General features: G+C 64.6%; 18 protein-coding genes. 12 read left to right on the top strand and 6 right to left on the bottom strand.

Annotated elements, in window-relative coordinates:
• Positions 1-41: 41 nt before the first annotated feature.
• From tig to clpP, 6 genes are all read left to right on the top strand, one after another.
• Entirely contained in the window at positions 42-1718 is a 1677-nt protein-coding gene (gene tig / locus AC4K8G_RS03340; RefSeq protein ID WP_491732756.1) for a trigger factor, read from the top strand.
• Positions 1715-3169 (top strand): hypothetical protein, encoded by a 1455-nt coding sequence (locus AC4K8G_RS03335; protein WP_491732755.1) that lies wholly within the window; start codon positions 1715-1717, stop codon positions 3167-3169. The genes tig and AC4K8G_RS03335 overlap by 4 nt, the downstream gene beginning before the upstream one ends.
• Positions 3169-4125: a cupin domain-containing protein gene (locus AC4K8G_RS03330; protein WP_491732754.1), complete on the top strand. Its 957-nt coding sequence runs from the start codon at positions 3169-3171 to the stop codon at positions 4123-4125. Before AC4K8G_RS03335 ends, AC4K8G_RS03330 begins: the two co-directional genes overlap by 1 nt.
• 25 nt (positions 4126-4150) lie before the next feature.
• Positions 4151-5089 carry a glycosyltransferase family 2 protein gene (locus AC4K8G_RS03325; protein ID WP_491732753.1) on the top strand — a complete coding sequence of 313 codons (939 nt, stop codon included), beginning with the start codon at positions 4151-4153 and terminating at the stop codon, positions 5087-5089.
• Between the two features lie 135 nt (positions 5090-5224).
• On the top strand, positions 5225-8326 hold the full coding sequence (locus AC4K8G_RS03320) for a TonB-dependent receptor domain-containing protein (protein ID WP_491732752.1): 3102 nt from the start codon (positions 5225-5227) through the stop codon (positions 8324-8326).
• Positions 8327-8457: 131 nt separating this feature from the next.
• Positions 8458-9114, top strand: a complete 657-nt coding sequence (clpP, locus tag AC4K8G_RS03315) for an ATP-dependent Clp endopeptidase proteolytic subunit ClpP (RefSeq protein WP_491732751.1) — start codon at positions 8458-8460, stop codon at positions 9112-9114.
• Here clpP and AC4K8G_RS03310 read toward each other — a convergent pair.
• Positions 9111-9623, bottom strand: coding sequence for a YybH family protein (locus AC4K8G_RS03310; protein ID WP_491732750.1), 513 nt, complete (start codon positions 9621-9623; stop codon positions 9111-9113). The two genes, clpP and AC4K8G_RS03310, sit on opposite strands and share 4 nt — an antisense overlap.
• A 131-nt stretch (positions 9624-9754) precedes the next feature.
• Between AC4K8G_RS03310 and AC4K8G_RS03305 the strand changes: the two genes are divergently transcribed.
• Positions 9755-11020, top strand: coding sequence for a metal-dependent hydrolase family protein (locus AC4K8G_RS03305; RefSeq protein ID WP_491734402.1), 1266 nt, complete (start codon positions 9755-9757; stop codon positions 11018-11020).
• Between the two features lie 122 nt (positions 11021-11142).
• Positions 11143-12234 (top strand): recombinase RecA, encoded by a 1092-nt coding sequence (gene recA / locus AC4K8G_RS03300; protein WP_491734401.1) that lies wholly within the window; start codon positions 11143-11145, stop codon positions 12232-12234.
• A 54-nt stretch (positions 12235-12288) separates the two neighbouring features.
• Here the strand turns inward: recA and AC4K8G_RS03295 are convergent, their stop codons facing one another.
• Positions 12289-13581 (bottom strand): multidrug effflux MFS transporter, encoded by a 1293-nt coding sequence (locus tag AC4K8G_RS03295; protein ID WP_491732749.1) that lies wholly within the window; start codon positions 13579-13581, stop codon positions 12289-12291.
• Positions 13582-13631: 50 nt separating this feature from the next.
• Between AC4K8G_RS03295 and AC4K8G_RS03290 the strand changes: the two genes are divergently transcribed.
• Together AC4K8G_RS03290 and AC4K8G_RS03285 are read left to right on the top strand one after the other, a co-directional pair.
• Positions 13632-14441, top strand: coding sequence for an arginase family protein (locus AC4K8G_RS03290; protein ID WP_491732748.1), 810 nt, complete (start codon positions 13632-13634; stop codon positions 14439-14441).
• A complete protein-coding gene (locus AC4K8G_RS03285) occupies positions 14438-15697 on the top strand; it encodes a M24 family metallopeptidase (protein ID WP_491732747.1) in 1260 nt (419 codons plus the stop codon). The genes AC4K8G_RS03290 and AC4K8G_RS03285 overlap by 4 nt, the downstream gene beginning before the upstream one ends.
• On the opposite strand, the gene AC4K8G_RS03280 is transcribed toward AC4K8G_RS03285, so the two are convergent.
• Entirely contained in the window at positions 15694-16350 is a 657-nt protein-coding gene (locus AC4K8G_RS03280; RefSeq protein WP_491732746.1) for a LysE family translocator, read from the bottom strand. The two genes, AC4K8G_RS03285 and AC4K8G_RS03280, sit on opposite strands and share 4 nt — an antisense overlap.
• A 1-nt stretch (position 16351) precedes the next feature.
• Positions 16352-17656, bottom strand: a complete 1305-nt coding sequence (locus tag AC4K8G_RS03275) for a dicarboxylate/amino acid:cation symporter (protein ID WP_491732745.1) — start codon at positions 17654-17656, stop codon at positions 16352-16354.
• 90 nt (positions 17657-17746) lie between these two features.
• Here AC4K8G_RS03275 and AC4K8G_RS03270 point away from each other — a divergent pair, with 90 nt between their 5' ends.
• Positions 17747-18562, top strand: coding sequence for a TIGR01459 family HAD-type hydrolase (locus AC4K8G_RS03270; protein ID WP_491732744.1), 816 nt, complete (start codon positions 17747-17749; stop codon positions 18560-18562).
• An 11-nt stretch (positions 18563-18573) separates the two neighbouring features.
• Positions 18574-19641 carry a glycosyl transferase gene (locus AC4K8G_RS03265; protein ID WP_491732743.1) on the top strand — a complete coding sequence of 356 codons (1068 nt, stop codon included), beginning with the start codon at positions 18574-18576 and terminating at the stop codon, positions 19639-19641.
• A 4-nt stretch (positions 19642-19645) separates the two neighbouring features.
• Here the strand turns inward: AC4K8G_RS03265 and AC4K8G_RS03260 are convergent, their stop codons facing one another.
• Together AC4K8G_RS03260 and AC4K8G_RS03255 are read right to left on the bottom strand one after the other, a co-directional pair.
• The gene (locus AC4K8G_RS03260; protein WP_491732742.1) at positions 19646-20959 is read right to left on the bottom strand and encodes a lipopolysaccharide biosynthesis protein; all 1314 of its coding nucleotides are present in this window, start codon (positions 20957-20959) and stop codon (positions 19646-19648) included.
• A 56-nt stretch (positions 20960-21015) separates the two neighbouring features.
• On the bottom strand, positions 21016-23043 hold the full coding sequence (locus AC4K8G_RS03255; protein ID WP_491732741.1) for an elongation factor G: 2028 nt from the start codon (positions 23041-23043) through the stop codon (positions 21016-21018).
• Between the last annotated feature and the right edge of the window lie 134 nt (positions 23044-23177).

Raw genomic sequence — 23177 nt, 5'->3', positions numbered from 1 at the left:
CACGCCCTCGGGCAGAAAAGATTTCATCGGGACAGTGAATTGTGAGCAACAAGACCGTCGAGACTGAGAATGAAGGCCTGAAGCGGGCATTCATGCTGACCATCCCCGCCAAGGACATCGAGGCGCGGGTCGAGCAGGAGGTGAAGCGCATTGCGCCGCAGGTGCGGATGCCCGGCTTCCGCCCCGGCAAGGTGCCGCCGAACCTCATTCGCAAGATGCACGGCGAAGCGCTTCGCGGCGACGCGCTGCAGGGCGCTGTCCAAGCCGGCGTCCAGGAGCTGCTCAACCAGAAGAACATCCGCCCGGCCGTCCAGCCGCAGGTGCAGCTGGATGAGGGTTACGAGCCCGGCAAGGACGCCGAGGTCAAGGTCACGGTCGAGGCCCTCCCCAACGTCCCGGTCCCGAAGGTCGATAAGCTCGAGCTCGAGCGGCTGACGGTCGACGCCGACGAAAAGGCGATCGACGAGCAGATCAAGCAGCTCGCGAGCCAGAGCAAGCGCTGGAACGATGCGCCCAAGAAGCATGCGGCGGCGATCGGTGACCTCGTGGTCATGGATTTCGAGGGCAAGGTCGGTGGCAAGCCCTTCGACGGCGGCAAGGGCGAGGACATGTCGATCGAGCTTGGCTCGGGTCGCCTCATCCCCGGCTTCGAAGACCAGCTGGTCGGCGCGAAAGCGGGCGACAAGCGCGACGTGAACCTGGCGTTCCCGGCGGACTATCCGGCGAAGAACCTTGCCAGCAAGGACGCGGTCTTCTCCGTTGTCGTAAAGTCGGTGAAGACTGGCGGCGAGAATAAGATCGACGACGAATTCGCAAAGTCGCTCGGCCTCAAGGACCTCGACCAGCTCAAGGAATTGATCCGCGACCAGCAGGGCCAGGAGCTGAACGGCCTGACCCGCACGCACATGAAGCGCCAGCTGCTCGACCAGCTTGCGGCGCGCCACGATTTCGCCGTGCCGGAATCGATGGTCGAAGCGGAATATCAGAACATCCTCGGCCAGCTTCGCCACGAAGCGAGCCACGAGCACGACCCGCAGGCCGCGCTCGCGGAGATCGAAAAGGATGCTTCGGAATATCGTCGCATTGCGGAACGCCGCGTCCGCCTCGGGCTGCTGCTCTCGGAAGTCGGCGCGATCCATGGCGTCGAGGTCAGCGATCAGGAAATGAACCGCCTCGTCGCGCAGGCCGCGGCGCAATATCAGGGCGAAGACCGCAATCGCTTCCTCCAGCTGGTCCAGCAGGAGCCGATGTTCGCGGCGCAAATCCGGGCGCCGCTCTACGAAGACAAGGTCGTCGACTATCTCTTCTCGACCGCCAATGTGACCGATCGCAAGGCAACGCGCGCCGAGCTCGAAGCCGACCTCGAGAGCGAGGAAGGCCATGTGCACGGTCCGGGCTGCGGCCACGACCATGCGCCTGCGGCCAAGGCGAAGAAGGGCAAGGGCGAAAAGGCCGCCAAGGCTGAGCCGAAGGCCGAAAAAGCGAAGCCTGCCCCGAAGAAGGCGGATATTGTCGAGAAGGCTGAAGCGCCCAAGCCCGCCAAGCCGGTGAAGAGCGAGCCTTCTAACAAGGCAGCCGCCAAGGCAGCTGGGAAGGCGCCGGCCAAGGCTTCAGCAAAGCCCGCTGAGAAGGCGCCGGCTAAGGCCGCGGCCACTGCCAAGCCCGCCAAGGCTGCGGCCAAGCCCGCTGCCAAGAAGGCTCCGGCGAAAAAGAAATGACCCAAGCTCCGGCGGGCGAACATATTCGTCGCTCGCCGGACTGGATTTGGCCCGCCTCTGCGGCCCTCGCGATTACGACGATCGCCTGGCTCATCGTGCGGTCGGGCAGCTGGCTCGACGAATATTGGCAGTTGTGGGTTTCGGCAGCGCCGGCGTCGACGCTCGTGGAGCGGCTGGCGAACGACGCGCATCCGCCCTGGTTCAACCTGTTCGCGCGCGCGATCGTCTCTGTTTCGGGCGGCGAGCTTGTGCCCGCACGCCTGATCAACCTTGCAGCGGCGCTCGCCGTCCTCGGCGCCGGACTCTCGCGTATCACGGCGCTGGGCCAAGCGGTCCGCTGGCGCATGTTCCTGCTGATCGTCGCAAGCGCCGGAGCCGTCGGGATGAGCGGCCTTGCGCCGAGTTTCCGGTCCTATGTGTGGGTACTTGCTCTGGCGGCCCTGCAGGGAGCGTTGCTGGCGGCCCTCGTCCTCAAGCGTCCCGTGCCTGCGCTGCTCGCCGGCCTTGCCACCACCGCATCGATCGCCGTCCATTATGTCGGCGCCGCGGGCGCGATCGCGATCGCCCTGGTCAGCATGGCCGTCGCCTGGAAACATGATCGCGCTGCCTTCCGGGCGATCCTGATCGGCCTTGTTGCAGGGGTGGCGCTCGATCTCGCCACCGGTTTGATCCAACTGCCGCGCGGCCGCGCCTTATATGACGTGAACTGGATCGCGCAGTCCGGAGGAGGCGGGGTGTGGCCTACGCTGGTCGCGGTCGGGTCCGATTTCCTCATCTGCAACGCTGTCGCCGCTGCGCTGCTCGCGGTCGGCTTGGTCATCCGGCGGAACAAGGCCGCCTTGCTCGTCTTGGCGCCGATCCCGCTCGCCGTCATTGGCTGGGCGATCTTCGACGCTAGCGCACCGATCCTCCTTCCGCGCTACATGGCCAGCGTCACCGCATTGCTGACCACGGCCGCCGCCCTGTCCTGGGCCGGGCTCGGGCTCGCTCCGGTCGCAGACGCTGTCGCGGCGTTGCTGGCGGCGCTTCAGCCCTTTGCGGCCAGCTTCATTCGTCCGCCGCTGGCGGGTTGGGAAGCGGGCGGCAGGGTGGCCGCCGCGGAAGTGCGGGCCTGTCCCCAGACCTCGGTTTATGCGGTCTCGCCGTGGCGCTTTCGCGACCGGCCCGGCAGCAAGATGGAGCGCTTCGAGGACCCGGTGATCGCCTCCGGGTACGACAAGGTCGGAAAGTCGCTGGGCTTCGCTCCAACGTTCGTGGCAGCGCCGACAACCATCCGGCCCGGCCATTGCCCCACGGTCGTGTGGCTCGAAGCCGCCCACGGCATCGAGGCAGTGCCGCCACAGGTCATCCTTGAACATGCCCAGCTTCGGCTGGGTGCGCCCGCCAAGGCGAGGGTCGTGCCCACACCCAATGGTGCTGTCCTTCTCCTATCCGGATCAGGGGCGCCGTGATGGCTGACCCGTTTGACCGCGAGATCGTCTGTGAGGACTTTAACGCCGAGCTGAACCGCCTGCGCGATGCTGGCGCCAGGCTCGACGTCATCTATCCCGCGGACGATCCCCATACCGCAATCCTAACGGACGACGGTGTTCGCGTCCGATTGACTTCCCGTCCCGACGCCGCGCCTCCATCCACAGAGCTTCCGCGCTTTCACCCTGAACTTGTCGTCTCGGGGGGCGGCGGTGCCGGCGAAGGCCGGGCGGGGATGCTTTACCGCGACCTGATTCCGAGCCGGCTCGGGGGACGCTATATCGCGTCGCACATCACCATCCCGACCGGCGGTCCGGTCGAGGACTGGGTGCATTTCCATCATATCGCGCTGCAGCTCATCTATGTCCGGCGCGGTTGGGTCAGGGTCGTCTACGAAGGACAGGGGGCGCCGTTCGTCATGGAGTCGGGCGACCTCGTTCTCCAGCCACCCGGAATTCGCCATCGCGTTCTTGAAAGCTCGCCCGGGCTCGAGGTGGTCGAGATCAGCGCGCCGGCGTTGCACGAGACATTTGCCGATCACGAGCTTTCGCTGCCGTCCGTCGATGGTGAGCCCGGGCGGTTGTTCGAAGGCCAGACGTTCCTGCGGCACGTCGCCGCGCAGACTCCCTGGACGCCCTTCGTTGGCGCGGAAGCCCAGGAAACCCGATTGCGCGAAGCAAGCGATGGCCTCGTAAGCGCGCGCACGATCCGGCCAGCCGGGATGCCGGCGATCAATTTCGAGCCTCATTCTGGCGAGTTGGTGTTTGGTTTCATCCTGAATGGACGGGCGAGGCTGGACGGCGAGGAGATCGCGTCCGCGGATGCATTTGTCGTGCCGCCTGACCGGTGCTGGTCTCTCGATAAGATGAGCGAAGACTTTCGGCTGCTTCATGTAACGACGGCGCGCCTCGACGAGAGCGCTCGATCGCCTCTATAGCTGGGCGGCAGACCTGGGGGATGATTTGAGCGCTGTCGCGTCACCACGAATTGCAGTGCTCCTGCCCTGCTACAATGAAGAAGCCGCGATTGCGGCGACGGTGAAAGGCTTTCGCAAGGCGCTCCCGGCGGCGACCGTCTACGTCTACGACAATAACAGCAAAGACGGCACGGTTGCCCTCGCCGCTAAGGCAGGAGCGGTGGTCCGGAGCGAGCGCCAGCAGGGCAAGGGCCATGTGGTGCGGCGAATGTTCGCCGACATCGACGCCGACGTTTACGTGATGGCCGACGGGGACCTGACCTACGACCCGGCCGCCGCGCCCGCGATGGTCGACCTTCTGCTTGCGGAGCAGTTGGACATGGTGGTCGGCACGAGGCGGCACGAGGCCAAGGATGCCTATCGGGGCGGGCATGTGATCGGCAACAAAGTCTTCACCGGCCTGCTGTCCGGGCTGTTCGGGCGGAGCTTCAGCGACATCTTTTCCGGCTACCGGGTGTTTTCGCGCCGCTTCGTGAAGAGCTTTCCCGTCCTTTCCTCGGGTTTCGAAATCGAAACCGAGATGAGCGTCCATGCGCTGGAATTGAGGATGCCGGTCGGAGAGGTCGAAACCGCTTACGGCGCGCGGCCTGAGGGCTCGCATTCGAAACTTTCAACCTATTCTGATGGCTGGCGCATCCTGAAGACCATCTCGACCTTGTACCGGGTTGAGCGGCCGGTGCTGTTCTACGGAGGCATCGGCGCCTTGCTGCTGATCGCCGCGATCCTGCTCGCGATCCCGTTGATCCAGACCTATTTGCACACCGGCCTGGTGCCCCGAGTCCCGACCGCGATCCTGGTGACCGGTATCGTGATCATCGCCGTTTTGAGCTTTTTTGCCGGGCTGATACTCGACACGGTGACGCGCGGCAGGCGAGAAATAAGGCGACTTGCCTATCTTTCGTTAGCGGCCCCCGGGGAACTGTAATCTTATTGCATCACCTTCCGTGAATTGTGTCGCCTCCGTGACGGTCCAGTCTTTTGCGGCAACCTAACCTCGGTTAGCCATGAACATTCAACCACCTTGGCACTGGGGGCAGTGCCAGGAGAACAGGGGGAATTCATGAAGCGCATCAATTCGGTCCTTCGCGCGAGCGTCGGATTCGCGGCTCTCGTCATCGGCTCAACCGCAGCAGAAGCGCAAGACGCGCTCCCGCCTGCGGACGTGCAGTCACCTGCTGCACAACCGACGCAGCCGACTCCCCAGGGAGAAATTGTGATCACCGGTTCGCGCATTCGTCGCGACCCGCTCAATCAAAATGCCCCCGTGGTGTTCCTCGATAAGTCCTCGATCGAGAAAACCGGCCTGACGGCGATCGCGGACGTGCTGCAGCGCATTCCCAGCGCCAGCGGCGGTCTCAACACCAAGGTCAACGCCAGCGGCAACCTCGGCAACCCGCCTGACGGCGGCGGCGTCGGCGCCGGTTCGGCCACGATCGACCTTCGTTATCTGGGCACTAACCGCACCCTGGTGCTGGTCGATGGCCTCCGCTTCGTTAACGCGACGAGCGCCAGCGGCATTCCAGGATCGGTCGACCTCAACACCATCCCGTCCAACATGATCGACCGGATCGAAGTGCTGCAGGCCGGCGCCTCCGCGCTCTACGGTTCGGACGCCATTGCCGGCGTGGTCAACGTGATCACGGTCCAGCAGCAGGAGGGCCTGCGTGCCTCCGCGCAATATGGAGAGTTCAGCAAGGGCGACGGCGAGACCCAGGATTACCAGGCGAGCTACGGCCTCCAGTTCGACCGGGCGAGCATCGTGTTCGGCGGTTCCTATTCCAAGCAGGACCCGGTCTACTCACGTGACCGCTCGATCTCGCAGTTTCCTAATCCGTTCCAGACAGACTGCGGAAATGGCGGCGGCGGGTGCAGCAGCGCTTCGGCCAACGGGCGCTTCCTTACCGCCTACGGCACTGGCAGCGACACCATCGGAACCGCGCCCGACAACACGCCGACATTCGCCGAGCTCCGGCATTTCACGACGGCCGATCGGTTCAACTTTGCACCGTATCAGTACATCCTTACGCCGAACGAGCGTTACGGCGGCTGGGCCAGCATCAAGACCGAGCTGACCGATACCATCAACTTCCGCGTCCGCGGTCTCTACAATCGTCGTAATTCCGAAAACAAAGCGGCGTTCGAGCCTCTGTTCATCGGGCCCGACGCCGGCAACGGGGCAGGCAGCCTGTTCGACACTCTGTCGATCGACGCCACCAACCCCTACAACCCGTTCGGCGTCAACGGCGGACCGGGAAGCCCCGGCGTCACGCTCGAATCCTGCGTCAATCCCGACGGTACGCCGAAGGGCGGGGGTTGCGTCGCCAATTATAGCTTCATCGGGCGCCGCCTGATCGAGGCTGGACAGCGCGACTTCCATCAGAAGGTCACCACTTATTCAGCGACGGCGACGCTCGACGGCAAGTTCGGCCTCGGCGGCCATGACTGGTACTGGGATCTCAACGGGTCATTCGGCAAGAACAAGGCCCGCCAGAGCTTCACCGGCAACGTCCGCGCTGACCGCGTCGCTCAGGCGCTCGGGCCGATCGCGGACTGCAATGCGCCGTGCGTCCCGCTGAATCTGTTCGGTGGCGCCGGCTCGATCACGCAGGCCATGCTCGACTGGATCCAGTTCACCGAGCACGACAAGAGCCACCAGAACCTCTACGACTTCACCGGCAACATTAGCGGCACGGTCGCCGAGTTGCCGGCTGGTCCGCTCGATGTCGCGTTCGGTGCGGAGCATCGCTATCAGAGCGCCGCGTTCACGCCGGATCCGATCGTTTCCGCCGGCCTCGGCGCGGACATTCCCGCGTTGCCGGCTTCGGGTCACTACAACGTCGACGAAGTCTACGGCGAAGTCAGTGTGCCTATCCTGAAGGACGTGCCTGGCGCTTATTCGCTCGAAGCCGACGGCGCGGCGCGCTACTCGCACTATTCGACGGTGGGCGGGAAGGCGACCTACACCGTCAGCGGCCTGTGGAAGCCGGTTCACGACGTCCTGTTCCGTGCCGCTTATGCGACCGGCTTCCGGGCGCCGACGATCGGCGAACTCAAGGGTCAGCGGTCGCGCTACGACCTTCCGCTGGTCGATCCCTGTACCAGCGACGTCAGCGGCCTGTTCCAGACCGATCCGAACGTGAAAGCGAACTGCATCGCCAATGGCGTTCCGGCGGACGGCAGCTATGCCGAAGAGCCGGGGCAGCTTCCGGTTCTCACGCGTGGCAATCCGAACCTCAAGGCAGAAACCTCGAGAAGCCTCAACCTGGGTGCGGTCTTCTCGCCGCGGCTGGCCCCCAACGGCTTTGCCAGCGCTTTCAGCATCGAGGGCGATTATCACGACATCAAGGTCAAGAAGGCGATCAGCGCGCTCGATCCCAGTGTGACGCTGACCAACTGCGCGGTTCATGGCGACCCCGTGAGCTGCGCGCTCGTCAAGCGCACGGCCAAGGGCTTCGTCAATGAGATCGACGCGACCTTGGAGAACCTTGCAAGCATCCACGTTCGGACCTTCGACACCAGCCTTAGCTATCGCTCGCCGCTCACCGGCATCGGTAAGTTCGGGCTGACGGCTAACGGCTCGTGGCTGCTCAAATATGTCGTGACCCAGACCAACGGCGGCCTTGGCCAGTTCGTGATCGACCGTCGCGGCACCGAGCGGGGAAGCCCGGACCAGGCCTATCCGAAGTTCAAGGGCAACACGACGCTCGACTGGACTCTGGGCAACCTCAACGCGTCTGTCACCGGCCGTTATATCCAGCATGTGACGGAATACAGCCTGACCGACCTCGGCGGCATCGCCGGTAAGCGGACGAACCGCCTCGGCAGCCGTTTCTATGTCGATGCGCAGGTCAATTACACGCTGCCGATCCTCGATCATGGCGTGACGCTGACCGTCGGCGGCAACAACCTGACCGACAAGGATCCGCCGGGCTGCTATACCTGCAGCATCAACAACTTCGATCCCACGACCTACGACGTGCCGGGGCCGTTCTACTACGGCCGCATCTCGTTGAAGATGGGCGGTATCCATCCGACCGCGCCTGTTTATACGCCGCCGCCGCCCCCGCCGCCGCCGCCGGCGGTTGAGGAAGTGGCTCCGCCGCCTCCTCCGCCCCCGCCGCCACCCCCGCCGCCGGCGGAACGTGGCGAGCGCGGCCAGTAAGTTAAGCGCCAGGAAGAGATGGGGGCGGTCCGGGAAACTGGGCCGCCCCTTTCTTATGTAACAAGCCCCGCTTGAACCTTGCCGTGATCCGCCCGATGTAGGTCGGGACAAACAATAAGGATCGGCTACCCGTGATTGACCACCAGGATATCGCTTCGCAACTCGTCCCCATCGTCATCGAGCAGTCAAACCGGGGCGAGCGCAGCTTCGACATTTATTCGCGGCTGCTGCGCGAGCGGATCGTGTTCATTACCGGCGCGATCGAGGACCATATGGCGAGCTTGGTCACCGCCCAGCTGCTGTTCCTCGAGTCCGAGAACCCGAAAAAAGACATCTTCATGTACATCAACAGCCCGGGCGGCGTGGTCACCGCGGGGCTCGCGATCCACGACACCATGCAATACATCCGGCCGAAAATTTCGACCGTGTGCATCGGTCAGGCCGCGTCGATGGGCAGCTTCCTGCTCGCTGCGGGCGAGCCTGGAATGCGCGTTGCGCTGACCAACAGCCGGATCATGGTCCACCAGCCGTCGGGCGGCGCCCAGGGCATGGCCGCGGACATCGAGATTCAGGCGCGCGAGATCCTGCGCATGCGCCAGCGCCTCAACGAGCTCTACGCGAAATATACCGGCCAATCGATCGAGGACATCGAGAAGGCGATGGACCGCGACAAGTTCCTCGAGGCGGATGAAGCCAAGGCCTTCGGCATCATTGACGAAGTGTTCGACAAGCGTCCCGAGGCCGGCGACGACTCCGGAACAGGCGCGGGAGATGTGACGCCTGCCTAAGCTCCGCCGGCGGGCAGATCGCTGTTGAAAATGTCGGCGGCGGCTTTCCACTCGCCGCCGATTTTGCGCCACACGACCACGTACTTGCCGGTGTCGGTCATCGCCTTGCCGTTGGGCGCGACTGCCAGCCTATAAGTCCCACGATCGAGCGCCATGTCGCCCGACGATGAAACGATGATCTGCTCCGGGACGAAGGTCAGGTCGAAACCCGGCGTCTGCATCATCGACGCCCAGGTTTTCTGGATCGCTTCATGTCCTTTGCCGATCGGACCATTTGGCGGCATCACTGCGCCGTCTTCAGTGTAGAGCGCCGCAATCGCGGGCGCGTCCTTGGCTTTCACGAGCTGAAGCCAGTGATTGACCTGGCCGCGGATTGCCTGCTCGTCCGCGCCGGCATCGACGGCGGCGGCAGTATTGCCGTTGGCGGTGGTGGTCCCGGACTTCTCGCCGGATTGGCACGCGGGCATCAGCAGCGCCGCGACAGAAAGAAGCAATAGTGATCGCGTCATTCGCCCCTCCTTTTGCTGTTTGTCACCTACCATAGTTTGCGCCTGTTCGCCGATATCCGCTTGCGGCCATTGCGGACGCCTCGCGGACTGATAGGTCTCTTCACAAAGTGGGGAGGAAATTCGTGCGCAACATGATCGCAGGCATCGCGCTTCTGCTCGGTTCGGCCGCAGCGGCGCAAACTGTTGACGTCCGCGCTGGCCGCTTGATCGACCCGCAAGCCGCGAAGGTCCTGACCGACCAGCGGATCCGCATCGTCGACGGCAAGATCGCCGCGATCACTCCATGGCGTGACACTGACGGACCACCGACCGTTGACTGGTCGGGCGAGACCGTTCTCCCGGGCCTCATCGACCTGCACACGCACTTGGCGGACGGTGCGATCGATGCCGGCGACGGCGACCCGGCGGGGCCCCTCAAGCGCAGCGAATCGCGGACGATCCTCAAGGGCGCCAAAGCGGCGAAGATGGAGCTCGACAGCGGGTTCACCACGGTGCGCGATGTCGGCGTCTATCGCGGCCTGACCGACGTCGCGCTCCGCGACGCGATCAATGCCGGCGAGATCGAGGGACCGCGGATGTTCGTCTCCGGCGGCTACATCACGGTCCCGGGCGGCGGCGGCGAGATCAACGCGCTCGCGGCCGACGTGCCGGTGCCCGAGCAGTTCCGGATGGGTGAGGTTCGCACCCCGGCGGAGGCGCGCGATCGCGCCCGCTATTTCCTCAACCATGGCGCGGACTTCATCAAGCTGATCGCGACCGGCGCGGTGCTGGCGATCGGCGGCATCCCCGGCGCGCTGGAACTGTCGCCGGAAGAGATGAAGGCCGCGTGCGACGAGGCCAAGGCGCACGGCTCCTACTGCATCGCCCACGCCCATGGAGCGGAAGGAATCAAGGCCGCAATCCGCGCCGGCGCCCGCACCATCGAGCACGCCAGCTATCTCGACGCGGAAGGCGTCGCGCTCGCCAAGGCGAATGGCGTGTGGCTCGACATGGACATCTACAACGGCGACTGGATCAACGACGTCGGGGTCAAGGAACATTGGCCGGCCGAATATTTGCGCAAGAATATCGAGACGACCGATATCCAGCGGCAGGGGTTCGCGGCGGCGGTGACGGCCGGCGCCAAGATGACCTTCGGCACCGATGCCGGCGTTTACATGTACGGCTTGGGTGGCCGGCAGTTCGCCTACATGGTGCGCTACGGCATGACTCCGATGCAGGCGATCCAGTCCGCGACCAGCGAGGCGGCGAAGGCGCTGCGGATGGACGGGCAGGTCGGGAGCATCGCGGCGGGCGCTTACGGCGACCTCATCGCGGTCAAGGGAGACCCGTTGGCCGATATGCGCGTCCTCGAGCATGTAGATGGCGTAATCAAAGAGGGAAAACTGGTTCGCTAAATTTGTTTGTTCCCTACTTGTTCCACATGAACAAATAGGATACGTACTTCCTCATCGGGGCGGAGCTCGGCCGCCGGCGCAACGCGGAATGACCGCTTGCAATGACGAGGGAGACGATGGACATGGCGGCTCAGTTGAAGATCATCGGTAGCGGAGCAGAGACCCCCAAAGTGCAAGGTACGGACCGGCAGAAGGCGCTTGAAGCAGCGCTCGCCCAGATCGATCGCGCGTTCGGCAAGGGCTCGGCAATGAAGCTCGGCAGCCGCGAGAAGATCGAGATCGAGACGATTTCGACCGGGTCGCTGGGCCTCGACATCGCGCTTGGCGTCGGCGGGCTTCCGCGCGGCCGGGTGATCGAGATTTACGGGCCGGAAAGCTCGGGCAAGACGACGCTCGCGCTGCATGCCATTGCCGAGGCACAGAAGACCGGCGGCGCGGCCGCGTTCGTCGATGCCGAGCATGCGCTCGATCCGTCCTACGCCAAGAAGCTTGGTGTCGACATCGACGAGCTGATCGTCTCGCAGCCAGACACCGGCGAGCAGGCGCTCGAGATCGTCGATACGTTGGTGCGCTCGAACGCGATCGACGTGCTGGTGGTGGATTCGGTTGCGGCCTTGGTCCCGCGCGCTGAGATCGAGGGCGAGATGGGCGACAGCCACGTCGGCCTCCAGGCGCGCCTAATGAGCCAGGCGCTGCGCAAGCTGACCGGCTCGATCAGCCGCTCGCGCACCACGGTCATCTTCATCAACCAGGTCCGCATGAAGATTGGCGTGATGTACGGCAATCCCGAGACCACGACCGGCGGCAATGCGCTGAAATTCTACGCCAGCGTCCGTCTCGACATTCGCCGCACCGGCCAGATCAAGGATCGCGACGATATCGTTGGCAACGCAACCCGCGTGAAGGTGGTGAAGAACAAGGTCGCGCCGCCGTTCAAGCAGGTCGAATTTGACATCATGTATGGTGAGGGCGTCAGCAAGGTCGGCGAAATCCTCGACCTCGGCGTCAAGGCCGGGATCGTAGAGAAATCCGGCGCCTGGTTCAGTTACGACAGCATCCGCATCGGCCAGGGCCGCGAGAACGCCAAGACCTACCTCAAGGAAAATCCCGAGGTCGCTGCGAAGATCGAAAATGCGATCCGTGGGCGGACCGAGGAAGTCGGCGAAGCGCTAATGGTTGGCGCGGCTGACGACGACGAGGTCGGAGTCGAATAAGCTCCCCGGCGGCGGGCGGATCTCCGCACCGTCCCCGCCCGCCGCCACCCAATCCTAAACCAAATCCTCCGGGATCGCGGTCGACTCGCGCGCCGCTTCCTGCTCCTCGGGGTCGGCCTGCATGGCTGCGAACAGGCGCTTGGGCTCGGTCGCCCAAACGATCAGGAAGCCGACTGTGGAACAAGTCGCGATACCGATGAGGAATGGAAGCGCGGTGCCGTTATAGGCTTGGCCAATGCCGAAGCCGATCGCTGCTGACCCCAGCGTACCGATCACGCCCTGAACCGACGACGCAGTGCCGGCAATCGGAGCCATATGCTCCATTGCCAGGGTGCTGAAGTTGGACGAGGTAAAGGCGAAGCAGGCCATCGTCAGCCCCTGCATCACCACGAACACGACAAGCGTCTCGTGACCGCTGAGCGCGATTGCGGCGTGGAGAGCCGTAACGACCGCCAGCATTAGCGACGCAAAATGGCCGACGCGCCTCAGCCCGAAGCGCTCGACGATCCGACTGTTGCCGTATGAGGCGAGGCCCATGGGCGCTGCGATGCAGGCGAAAACGAGCCCGATGAGCTGCGGCTTGCCGAACACTTCGAACACGATCTGCTGGATTGTGCTGATGTAAGCGACGAGCCCGGCGAAGGTCACCGTGACAGCCAGGGTGTAGCCGAGCGACTGCCGCTCGCTGACGGTGGCGACCATCGCGCTTTGCATATCGTGCCACCGCAGCGAGCGCCGATATTCCGGACGTAACGTTTCGGGCAGCCTGATCCACGACCAGGTTAGCATGGCGATGGCGTAGACCGCGAGGATGATGAAGATCGCCCTCCAGGGAGCGACCAGCAGGATCGCCTGCCCGATGTTCGGCGCAAGCACGGGCACCAGCATGAACGTCATGAAGACCAGGCTCATGACCCGGGCCATGGACTCCGCTTCGAAAAGATCGCGGACCATCGAGATTACGAGAACGCGGGTGACCGCTGCCGAAGCTCCCATCGCAATGCGCCCGGCGATCAACAGCGCGAAGCTGCTCGCGAGCCCACAAAGCAGCGCGAAGAAGGCATAGAGCAGCACGCCCGCGGCGAGGATCGGTTTTCGTCCGAAGCGATCGGCGAGCGGTCCCCACACCAGCTGGGTTGATCCGAAGCCGAGAAAGTAAGCGACAACCACGAGCTGGCGCCGGTTCTCCTCGTGCACATGGAGCGAGCGGCCGATGTCGGGCAGCGCCGGGATCATCGCGTCGATCGCAAAGGCATTGAGCGCCATCAGCAGGGCCAGGAGCACCGTCAGCTCACGCGGACCTGGGCGGCGGGTTGTGCCCGGCGGATGGTTGAGCTCGAATGGCATGGAGCGGCGCTGCTGGCGCAGCGGCGTGCGACATGCAAGAGGGATGCGCGATGACGACAAGCGGGGGACAGCGACGCGTCCGGCTGATCGGGCTGCCGACCGACAGCCACTCCTCGTTCCTGCGCGGCCCGGCGCTTGCGCCAGCCGCAATCCGCGCCGCTTTCCATTCCGATCATGCCAACATGGCGGCGGAATCCGGCGAAGATGTTCAAATCGACGACGCAGGCGACCTGCCGCTCGACGAGAGCGCTGACGACATCGATCGCATTCAGGACGCCGCTGCGGCCGCTGCACGCGACGGGGTCGTGCCCCTGTTTCTGGGTGGCGACCACATGGTGACCAACCCGATCGTTGCCGGAATTGCGCGCGAGCGTGGGCCGGTCGCCATTCTCCATTTCGACGCGCATCCTGACATCTACGAGGATTTTGGCGGCGATCCGCTGAGCCATGCTTCGCCCTTCGCGCGGATCATGGAGAAGAAGCTCGCATCGCGGCTCGTCCAGGTCGGCATTCGCACTGCGAATGCCCATTGCCGCGAGCAGGCGAACCGCTACGGCGTCGAAATGATCGAGATGCGCAGCTTCGCATCCGACCGCGTGCCGATCCCGGAAGGGCCGCTGTACATCAGCATCGACATGGATGCGCTCGATCCCGCGTTTGCGCCGGGTGTCTCGCACCACGAACCAGGCGGGCTTTCGACGCGCGACATCCTGGCTGTGCTCGACCGCGTGAAGGGACCGCTGATCGGCGCGGACATCGTCGAGTATAATCCAAGCCGCGATGTGAACGGCGTTACCGCCGTCGTCGCCGCCAAATTCGTCAAGGAAATCGCCGCGCTCGCGGGAAGGGGGGATGCATGACCATGAATCTGTCGAGGCGCCGGATGATGGGCGGTGCCGGCGCGATGATGGCGGCTATGACGCTGCCGATCGGCCGGGTATTCGCGCAGGCCGCCGACCAGCTCGCGCCAATCCCCATTCCGCCGCCCATTAGCCAGACCGAACGGCTGCATCGCGTCGCCGGAGCGCGCGAGTTGATGCGCAAGAACGGCATCGGCGCGGTCCTCGTCGAGTCCGGCCCGAGCCTCGATTATTTCACCGGCATCCAATGGTGGCGGAGCGAGCGGCTGACGGCGGTTGTGATCCCGGCGGAGGGTGACGCGATCGTCGTCACGCCCTTCTTCGAAAGCCCGACGATCAAGGAAATGCTGCTGATCCCGGCGGAGATCCGCACGTGGCAGGAGGATGAGGAGCCCTTAAAGCTCGTCGCCGACTTCCTCAAAGAACGCGGCGTCGCAAACCGTCCGATCGCGTTCGAGGAGACCGATCGCTTCTTCATTCAGGATCGGCTGAAGCAGCAGCTTCCAGGCATCCAGATCGTAAGCGGCAACCCGGTCGTGCGCGCGCTGCGGATGATCAAGTCGCCGGCCGAGCTCGCGCTCATGCAGGCGGCGAACGACATCATGCTCGCGTCGCTGCGCTACGCCAGCACCAGTGCGCGCGAAGGCATGAGCGGCGCTGACCTCGATGCGCTGGTCGCATCGGCACAAAAGCGGCTGGGCGGAGCCTACGACGGCGGCTTGCACCTGATTGGCGAGGCCTCGGCCTATCCGCACGGAAGCAAGATCCCGCATGTTCTGAAGCGCGGCGATGTGGTGTTGATGGACTGCACATCGTCAGTCCACGGCTACCAGGCTGACATCACCCGCACCTTCGTGTTCGGCGCCGACCCTACGCCCGAGCAGCGCAAGCTGTGGGACCAGGTTCACCAAGGTCAGCAGATCGCGATCCGCACCGCCAAGGTCGGCGTCCCCGCAGGCGCGGTCGATGACGCGGTTCGGGCCGCCTACGAAAGCTGGGGCTTTGGGCCCGGTTACCGGCTGCCGGGCCTGTCGCACCGGACCGGGCATGGCATCGGTATGGAGGTTCACGAGCCGGTCTATCTGGTCCACGGCGAGACGACGCCGCTAGCGCCTGGCATGTGCTTCTCGGACGAACCAGGGCTCTACATCCCCGGCAAGTTCGGCGTGCGGATCGAGGACTGCTGGTACATGACGGCGAACGGGCCGAAGTTCTTCACCAATCCGCCGCCGAGTATCGATCGGCCCTTCGACTAGCGGCGTTCGGCGAACGCCAGCTTGAGCGCGAGCCCGCCCATCGCGGTCGCGGCAATGTAACGCGCGGCGCGTCCAATCCACGTCACATGGCGCAGCCGCGCGGCGGTGCCTGCGGCAACGATCGCGACGATGATGTTGACGACGGTGCCGACGACGTCGAACCACAGGCCGAGGCACAGGATCTGGAGTGCCGGCACCGTCGCGTGCGGGTCGACGAACTGCGGCAGAAAGGCGAGGAAGAACAGCGCGACCTTCGGGTTGAGCAGGTTCACCAGCGCCGCCGCGCGGAACAGCGGCCAACCGCTCTGCGGCTTGCGTTGCGGAGTGTCCGCCGACGATTTGCCGCCGCGCAGCAGCGAGATCGCAATGTAGACGAGGTAGGCGGCGCCGACCCATTTGATGATCGTGAAGGCCGCCTGCGATGCGGCGAGCAAAGCCGACAGGCCGACCACGGCCGCGAAGATATGCACCAGCGCTCCGCCGCCAATACCGAGCGCAGCGATGATGCCGTCGCGCCGGCCCCCGCGTGCGGCACTGGCGATGACGAAGGTCATATCCGCGCCGGGGACGACGTTGAGCGCGAGGCCCGCGAGCGCGAAGGCGAGGAAGGTCGCGAGCGGCGGCAGAAGCTCGATGCCCGCGACGCTCAGCATGTCAGGCCGTCTTACGCGGCTTGGCTCGCCGCGCGGCGGGCGCTGGTTCGATGTCCGGCGACATTGGCGGGGCCAACTCGCCCTCCCACCGCGCGACGACGCTCGATGCAACGGCGTTGCCGACGACGTTGGTCGCCGAGCGGCCCATGTCGAGGAAATGGTCGACCGCGAGGATCAGCAGCAACCCCGCCTCCGGGATCTTAAACATCGACAGGGTCGCGGCGATCACCACCAGGCTTGCGCGCGGGACTCCGGCCATGCCCTTTGACGTGATCATCAGCACCAGCAGCATGGTGATTTCCTGTCCGATGCTGAGGTCGATGCCATAGGCCTGCGCGATGAAGATCGACGCGAAGGTCATATACATCATCGACCCGTCGAGATTGAACGAATAACCCAACGGTAGGACGAAGCTCGCGATGCGCGGCGGAACGCCGAAGCGTTCGAGCTCCTCGAGCGTGCGCGGGTAAGCGGCTTCGCTCGACGCGGTCGAAAAGGCGAGGACCACCGGGTCGCGGATGTAGCGGACGAGGTGCCGCGTGCGCGGGCCGACGATGACGAAGCAGGCGCCGATCAGGATCGCCCACAGGATCGCGAGGCCGAGGTAGAAGCTGCCGACGAACTTGCCCAAGGTCATGATGATCTGCGGGCCGCGCTCGGCAAGCGCGCTGGCGACCGCGGTGAACACCGCGAACGGCGCGAAACGCATCACATAGTTAGTCACCTGGAGCATGACGCGGACGAGCGATTCCACGCCGCGGACGACCGGCTTCCCTTTCTCGCCGATCGACGTCAGCGCGACACCGAAGAAGATCGAGAAGATGACGATCGGGAGGATCTCATTGTCGGCCATCGCCTCGAAGATCGAGGCCGGCACGAGGTGTGAGACGAAATCCTTGAGGTTGAAAGCGGCGGTTTCGACGCCGCTTGCAGCAGTGGCCGGCGGCAGCGGCAGGTTTAGCCCGACGCCCGGGTGAAGCGCGTTGACGAGCAACAGGCCCAATGTCAGCGATACGAAGGTCGCCCCGATGAACCAGACGATCGAGCGCATGCCGACGCGGCCAAGCGCGGCGATGTCGCCCATGTGCGCAATGCCCGCGACGAGGGTCGAGAAGACGAGGGGCGCAATGATCATCTTGATCAGGCGGAGGAACAGCGCCGTCACGATACTCAGATAGTCGGCGATCTCTTTCAGCCGCTCCGCGCTATGCGGCGTGCCGTCGTCGATCGCCGCGTTGATCGCCCAGCCGGCGATCAGGCCTAACACCAGTGCGAGCAAGATGAACTTGGTCAGATTTTTGGCCATGCGACTTCCCTGATTGTCCCGCGACCCAAGCCGCTGAGACTAGTGCCGTCAAGCTTCACAGGGGTTCAGCATCCGGTTACGCGGGCAGCGATGCAGGATCCGCGGAGTTTCTGGGACAAGCTCGACCCGAAATACCGGCTGCTCCTGTGCGACGCATGGGGCGTCATTCACAACGGCGTTCGACTCGAATCCGGTGCCGCGCGGCGGCTATTGCGGTGGCGGAGCGAGGGCCGTTTGGTCATTATTCTCACCAACGCACCGCGACCGCCGGAAGTGATCCAGCAACAGCTGGAGAGGCTCGGACTGCCGCATGATGCGGTGGATGCGATTGTTTCGAGCGGGGGCGCGGGTATCGCGGCACTGAACGCGCTTGGCGAACCTGTCGGGTTTCTGGGTACGGAAATGGATCGCCACGTCCTGGCGGAGCACGGACTGGTCATCGCCGAGACCGATCAATTCGCCGATCTTGCCTGCATCGGGTTCGAGGAAGGCCGCATGGACCTTGCCGATTACCAGCAAGACTTGACGCGATGGGCCGCGCGGGGCGTCCGGATGCATTGCCTCAACCCTGACCGCGTAGTCGTTTATGGCTCCCGACGGCTGCCGTGTGCCGGGCTGCTGGGCGACGCTTATGAAGCGTTAGGCGGCGAGGTGATCTGGTACGGCAAGCCGTACGAGCCGATCTACCGCCACGCTGTCGCGCTGGCCGGAGACCCGCCAGCGAATCAGGTGCTGGCGGTCGGCGACGGGCTGCAGACCGATATGCTGGGTGCCGCGCGCATGGGCCTTGACGCCGTGTTCGTCACTGGCGGCATCCATGCCGGCGAGGATTTTCCAAGCGACTTCGGCGCGCAAAACGGGCTTGGCGAGTGGCGCCCGGTGGCGGTCGTCGATGGCCTCGCCTAGACCCGGCCGCAATGCTTCGCATCGGCTTCCTCGCGATCTCGCAGGCGCACCAGTTTCTTCACTGGCTCCCCGCTGCGCTCCGGCTGGCGGAGGAGCCGGACGTGGAGGTCACCGTCCTCGCGACAAGCGCGGCGGGGATCGATTTCATCCGCTCCTACGATCCGGACGGATTGCTTCGCATTCGCAAGCTGTGGGTGCCGAGCCTGCGGCCGGACGGGCTTTTCTCTCCGCCCAAGCGTCGCCTCAGCCTGCTCATGCATTCGAGGACGATCGGCCGTTATCCGGTGCTGGTGACGACCGAGACGACCAGCAGCCTGCTTTACCGGCTGCCCGGCTTCAAATCGCGGATGATCCACCTGAAGCACGGTGCCGGCGACAGGGAAGGGGGCTACAACCCCAAGCACAAGCATTTCGACCTGACTCTGGTCAACGGACCAAAGGACAAGGAGCGGCTCATCGAGCGTGGCCTGGCCGACGACGAGAATTGCCTGGTCGTCGGTTACGCGAAATATGAGCTTGTTCGGCCCGTCGAAGCGCCGACGAGCGGCCGCCCCATGGCGCTGTACAATCCGCATTTCGACGAGAAGCTCGGCTCCTGGTTCCGGCATGGCCCGGCGGTCGTCAAAGCGATGGAGCAAATCCCCGGCTGGGAATTCGTCGTTGCGCCGCATGTGAAGGTCAAAGGCGGCCCTGAAGTCGTGTCCGCCGCACCCAACGTGCTGGTCGACTTGGGAAGCTCAAGGTCGATCGACATGAGCTACACCGAGGCCGCGAGCGTCTACATCGGCGACATTTCGAGCCAGGTGTACGAGTTTCTGCGAAGGCCGCGGCCGTGCATCTTCCTCAATCTCGATCGGATCGATTGGCAGAGCAGCGAGAACTACGCGCACTGGCGGTTGGGCCAGGTGATCGATCGCGTCGAAGATCTTGGTCCTGCCTTGGATCGCGCCGCCGACCTGCAGCCGAGCTTTGAAAAAGCCCAGATCGAGGCGACCAGCCGCTCAATCGACACTTCGGCTGAGCCCGCATCGGAGCGGCAGGCGAGGGCGATCCTCGAATTCGCCCGCGGCAATCGCTGACCAGCTAGCCTTTGCCCTGTTTGGATCGCACTTTGCGATACTCCGGACGGAGCAGCAGCAGCATCGTCACGACGTTAACGAGATTGCCAAGAACAAGCGCGATTGCGGCGCCGACGACATCGAAGGCCCAACACAAGGGCGCGATGGATGCGAAGAACACTAGGCTACCAAGGAGCCTCGCGGTCAGCGGCCCGCTCGACCGGCCAAAGGCGTAGAGCATCGGGCTGAGCGGGAAGCTGATGATGCCCAACAGCGGAATCGCCATCAGCACGACGAGCGGGGCATAGGCCCCGGTGAAGGCCTTGCCGAACAGCAACGCTACGAGTGGCTTGCCGCCGATGAGCAGCAGCGCGATCGCGAAGGCGGCGACGGCGCTTACCAACGCCGTTCCGCGAAGCATCAGCTTCCACGGTTTCTTGGACGAGAGGTCCATCCGAACGATCTCGGGATAGAAAGCCCGGCCGAGCAGGTCGGCAGGCTTTTGCGCGCTGTCGGAAAGCGTCGAGGCGACGCGGAAAAGGGCGGCCCCGGCTGGCCCCAGCAGACCGCCGACGACAAGCCGCCCGACCGGGCCCCAGATCGCCTGCACGCTGGTCGCTAGGTTGACCTGGATCGCAAAGCGCCATGCGCCGTCGAGCGCGGCGGGCTTCAATGTCGGGCGAATGCCCTGGAGCAGGCCTTTACGCCTGAGTTCGCGCCAGCCGAGGATCCACGGATAGACTTGCCCGGCGAGGTCGGTTGCGAACCAGATGATCACGTAGGTGGCGAACCCCGCACCGCTGAAGAACGCAACGCCGGCGAGGACGGCCCTGGTGATCGGCATCAAGGTGCCCGACCAGCTGATGAGGTCGAAACGATCGAGCACGCGGAGCACGCCGTCCGGCGTCGCCGAGGCCATGACCGGAATCAGCGTGCAATAAAGCATCGCGAGCCACAGATATTCGGGCTGAATGCCCGCCCATCCGCCGATGAACGGCAGCAGCAAAGCGCCGCCGATTAGGCCGATCATGCCGCTGACGACGTCGAGCGCGAAGGCGAACCCGGTGGCGACCCTGAAGTGCTCCGGGTCGCCGTGAGCGACGCCGTGCCCGCCATAGCGGACGATCAACTGCCACGACTGGAACTTCGCGATTCCGCTGACCGCCTTCACATAGCTGGTGATCAGGATGAGCGTGCCGAACAGGATGACGCCCAGTCCGCGCCCGGCGAAGGCCAGCGTTGCAACGCCGCATAGCGCGGCGACCGCCTTGGAGACGCCGAGATAGCTCGTGTTCTTGAGAAGCGAGCGGAAATGCTGGTCTTTGAACCAGTGCTTCATGCGATGGCTCGCCTAAACGAGCCTGTTGCGGCTGTCGCCTGACAAATTGCCAGTGCTCAGGCCGGCTCGGGCACCCTCTGTTGGATGACCTTGTCCGCAAGCGGCCCGTTCAATTCGGCCAGATGGTCGAACTGTGCCTCGTAGGTCGCGAGGCCTTGGCTTTGCGAGCGAAGCTCGGCCTCGAGCCCGCTCAGTTCCGCTTCCGGTATCAGTGCGTCGATCCGGTCCCAGCCGGTCCAGCCGTCACGCGGCGCCATGCCGAGCATCTGGCCGCGCCGGCCGGCAACGGCCGATGTGATGCGGCTGGTGGCGCTCGACGGACAGACCACGCTGAGCTTGTGCATCGGCTCGAGCAAGTGCGGCTGGGCGGCGGTCAGCGCTTCGTGCATCGCGATGCGTCCGGCCAGGCGGAACGCAAGCTCGGAGCTGTCGACGCTGTGGTAGCTTCCGTCGATCAGGGCGACGTGGCAGTCGACGACCTGGAAGCCGAGTGGACCCTTGGCCATGGCTTCCCGGACGCCTTCCTCGACGGCTGGAATCCATTGCTTGGGTACCGAGCCGCCGTGAATCCGCTCCTCGAACTGGAAGCCGGAGCCGCGCGGCAGCGGTTTCACTTCGATGATCACGTCGCCGAACTGGCCGTGACCGCCCGACTGTTTCTTGTGGCGGCCCTTTTGCGTCACTGGCTTCCGGATGGACTCGCGGTAGCCGACGCTTGGCGTTTGGCTCTTCACCTCGACGCCGTACCGCCGCTTCAGCTTGGCGATGACGGTGTTCAAATGCTCGTCGTTGACGCCGCGCAGGCGGATTTCGTGATTGGCATCGTCATGCTCGACGATGAGCGACGAATCCTCTTCCTCCAGCCGATGCAGCGCGCCTGACAGCTTGACGTCATCCTTGCGGTCGGCGGGCTCGATTGCGATCGCACAGTTGCGCGCCGGATAGTCAGCATCGACCGGTCCCGGCAACTTGCCCGCGCCCAGCCATTCGCCCGATTTGACGGTATCGATCTTGGCGACCGCGACCACATCGCCGTCGCGGCCTTCGCTGACTTTCTGGGTCTTCTCACCCTGGACCTTGAACAGGGACCCGACGCGGGCATGCTCGCCATCCTGCGCCTTGAGGTCGGAGCCTTCGGCGATCCGTCCGCCGAGCACGCGGGCCAGCGCAAGCCGGCCGATCGAACCATGGATCACCTTGAAGATGTACATGGCGGGATCGCCGACCCCGAGCCGGTTGGCGGTCGACTGGGCACCGGGCGCTTCGTGGCGGAGCGCCTTCAGCAACCGCCGAACGCCCCAAGAGCTATTGGCCGAACCGAACAGCACCGAGACGCCCAGGTTCTCGCTGGTCTCGCGAGTCAGGTCCTGGAACACCTTCTCCGGTGTCGGTGCCTGGTCCATCAGCAATTGCTCGAGAAGCTCGTCGTCATGGTCCGCGAGCTGCTCGAGCATATGGGTGCGCGCCTCGATCTCGCGATCCTGGAGCTCGGCCGGTATCTCGATCCGCTCGGATTCCTTGCCGGGCCGGTATTTGAACGCCCGTTCGAGCGCGAGGTCGACGAAGCCGGAGACCTTCTCGCCATCCCAAATCGGCACCTGGCGGGCGATGAGCGGCGACACGCTGATCGGCTGAAGCGCGGACAGCAGGTCGCGCACCCGGCCATGCGCCTGGTCGATCCGGTTGACGAAGATGAGGTGCGGAATGCCAAGCTCGTCGAGCGCGCGCAGGGCAGGCGCAGCGAGCGGAGCGCGGGCAGGGTCGGGGTCCACAACCACGATCGCAACGTCGGCGATTGCCAGCGCGCGGGCGCCGTCGGCGGCAAAGCCCACCGAGCCGGGGCAGTCGAGGATTGCGAATTCGTCGCCGAGATATTGGAAATTGTAGAGGTTGAGCTCGGTCGAGCCGCCGCGCTGTCGCGCTTCAGGACTCGAATCGCCGATGCTGGAGCCGTTGGCCGTCGATCCCAATCGATCGGTGGCGCCGGCTGCAAACAGCATAGCCTCGGCAAGGCTGGTCTTTCCCGCGCCGGCGGGTCCCACCAGCGCGATTACTCGGGTGCCTGTGAATGGTTGTCCGGCCATACGACTCTCCCTTCGTCCGGTTCACGGGCGCGCGAGTCGCGTGGCATCGGCGCTCGGGCGCCAGTGGTGAAGATCTCACCGTCCGCCTGTTTTTGACGGAAGGCAAGGGGGGTCGTTTCGGAAGCGGCGCAGTT

The organism is Sphingomonas sp. SP3 (assembly GCF_058514305.1).
The sequence above is the reverse complement of the archived record's forward strand: the minus strand, read 5'-3'. Positions and strand labels throughout refer to the sequence as shown.

Bases quoted from the DNA above. Each gene is read 5' to 3' on its own strand.
- AC4K8G_RS03295 (WP_491732749.1), bottom strand. From the start codon at position 13,581: ATGCCATTCGAGCTCAACCATCCGCCGGGCACAACCCGCCGCCCAGGT.
- AC4K8G_RS03265 (WP_491732743.1), top strand. From the start codon at position 18,574: ATGCTTCGCATCGGCTTCCTCGCGATCTCGCAGGCGCACCAGTTTCTT.
- AC4K8G_RS03335 (WP_491732755.1), top strand. From the start codon at position 1,715: ATGACCCAAGCTCCGGCGGGCGAACATATTCGTCGCTCGCCGGACTGG.
- AC4K8G_RS03270 (WP_491732744.1), top strand. From the start codon at position 17,747: ATGCAGGATCCGCGGAGTTTCTGGGACAAGCTCGACCCGAAATACCGG.
- AC4K8G_RS03275 (WP_491732745.1), bottom strand. From the start codon at position 17,656: ATGGCCAAAAATCTGACCAAGTTCATCTTGCTCGCACTGGTGTTAGGC.
- AC4K8G_RS03330 (WP_491732754.1), top strand. From the start codon at position 3,169: ATGGCTGACCCGTTTGACCGCGAGATCGTCTGTGAGGACTTTAACGCC.
- recA (WP_491734401.1), top strand. From the start codon at position 11,143: ATGGCGGCTCAGTTGAAGATCATCGGTAGCGGAGCAGAGACCCCCAAA.
- AC4K8G_RS03280 (WP_491732746.1), bottom strand. From the start codon at position 16,350: ATGCTGAGCGTCGCGGGCATCGAGCTTCTGCCGCCGCTCGCGACCTTC.
- AC4K8G_RS03320 (WP_491732752.1), top strand. From the start codon at position 5,225: ATGAAGCGCATCAATTCGGTCCTTCGCGCGAGCGTCGGATTCGCGGCT.
- AC4K8G_RS03290 (WP_491732748.1), top strand. From the start codon at position 13,632: ATGACGACAAGCGGGGGACAGCGACGCGTCCGGCTGATCGGGCTGCCG.
- AC4K8G_RS03310 (WP_491732750.1), bottom strand. From the start codon at position 9,623: ATGACGCGATCACTATTGCTTCTTTCTGTCGCGGCGCTGCTGATGCCC.
- AC4K8G_RS03305 (WP_491734402.1), top strand. From the start codon at position 9,755: ATGATCGCAGGCATCGCGCTTCTGCTCGGTTCGGCCGCAGCGGCGCAA.
- AC4K8G_RS03285 (WP_491732747.1), top strand. From the start codon at position 14,438: ATGACCATGAATCTGTCGAGGCGCCGGATGATGGGCGGTGCCGGCGCG.
- AC4K8G_RS03255 (WP_491732741.1), bottom strand. From the start codon at position 23,043: ATGGCCGGACAACCATTCACAGGCACCCGAGTAATCGCGCTGGTGGGA.
- AC4K8G_RS03260 (WP_491732742.1), bottom strand. From the start codon at position 20,959: ATGAAGCACTGGTTCAAAGACCAGCATTTCCGCTCGCTTCTCAAGAAC.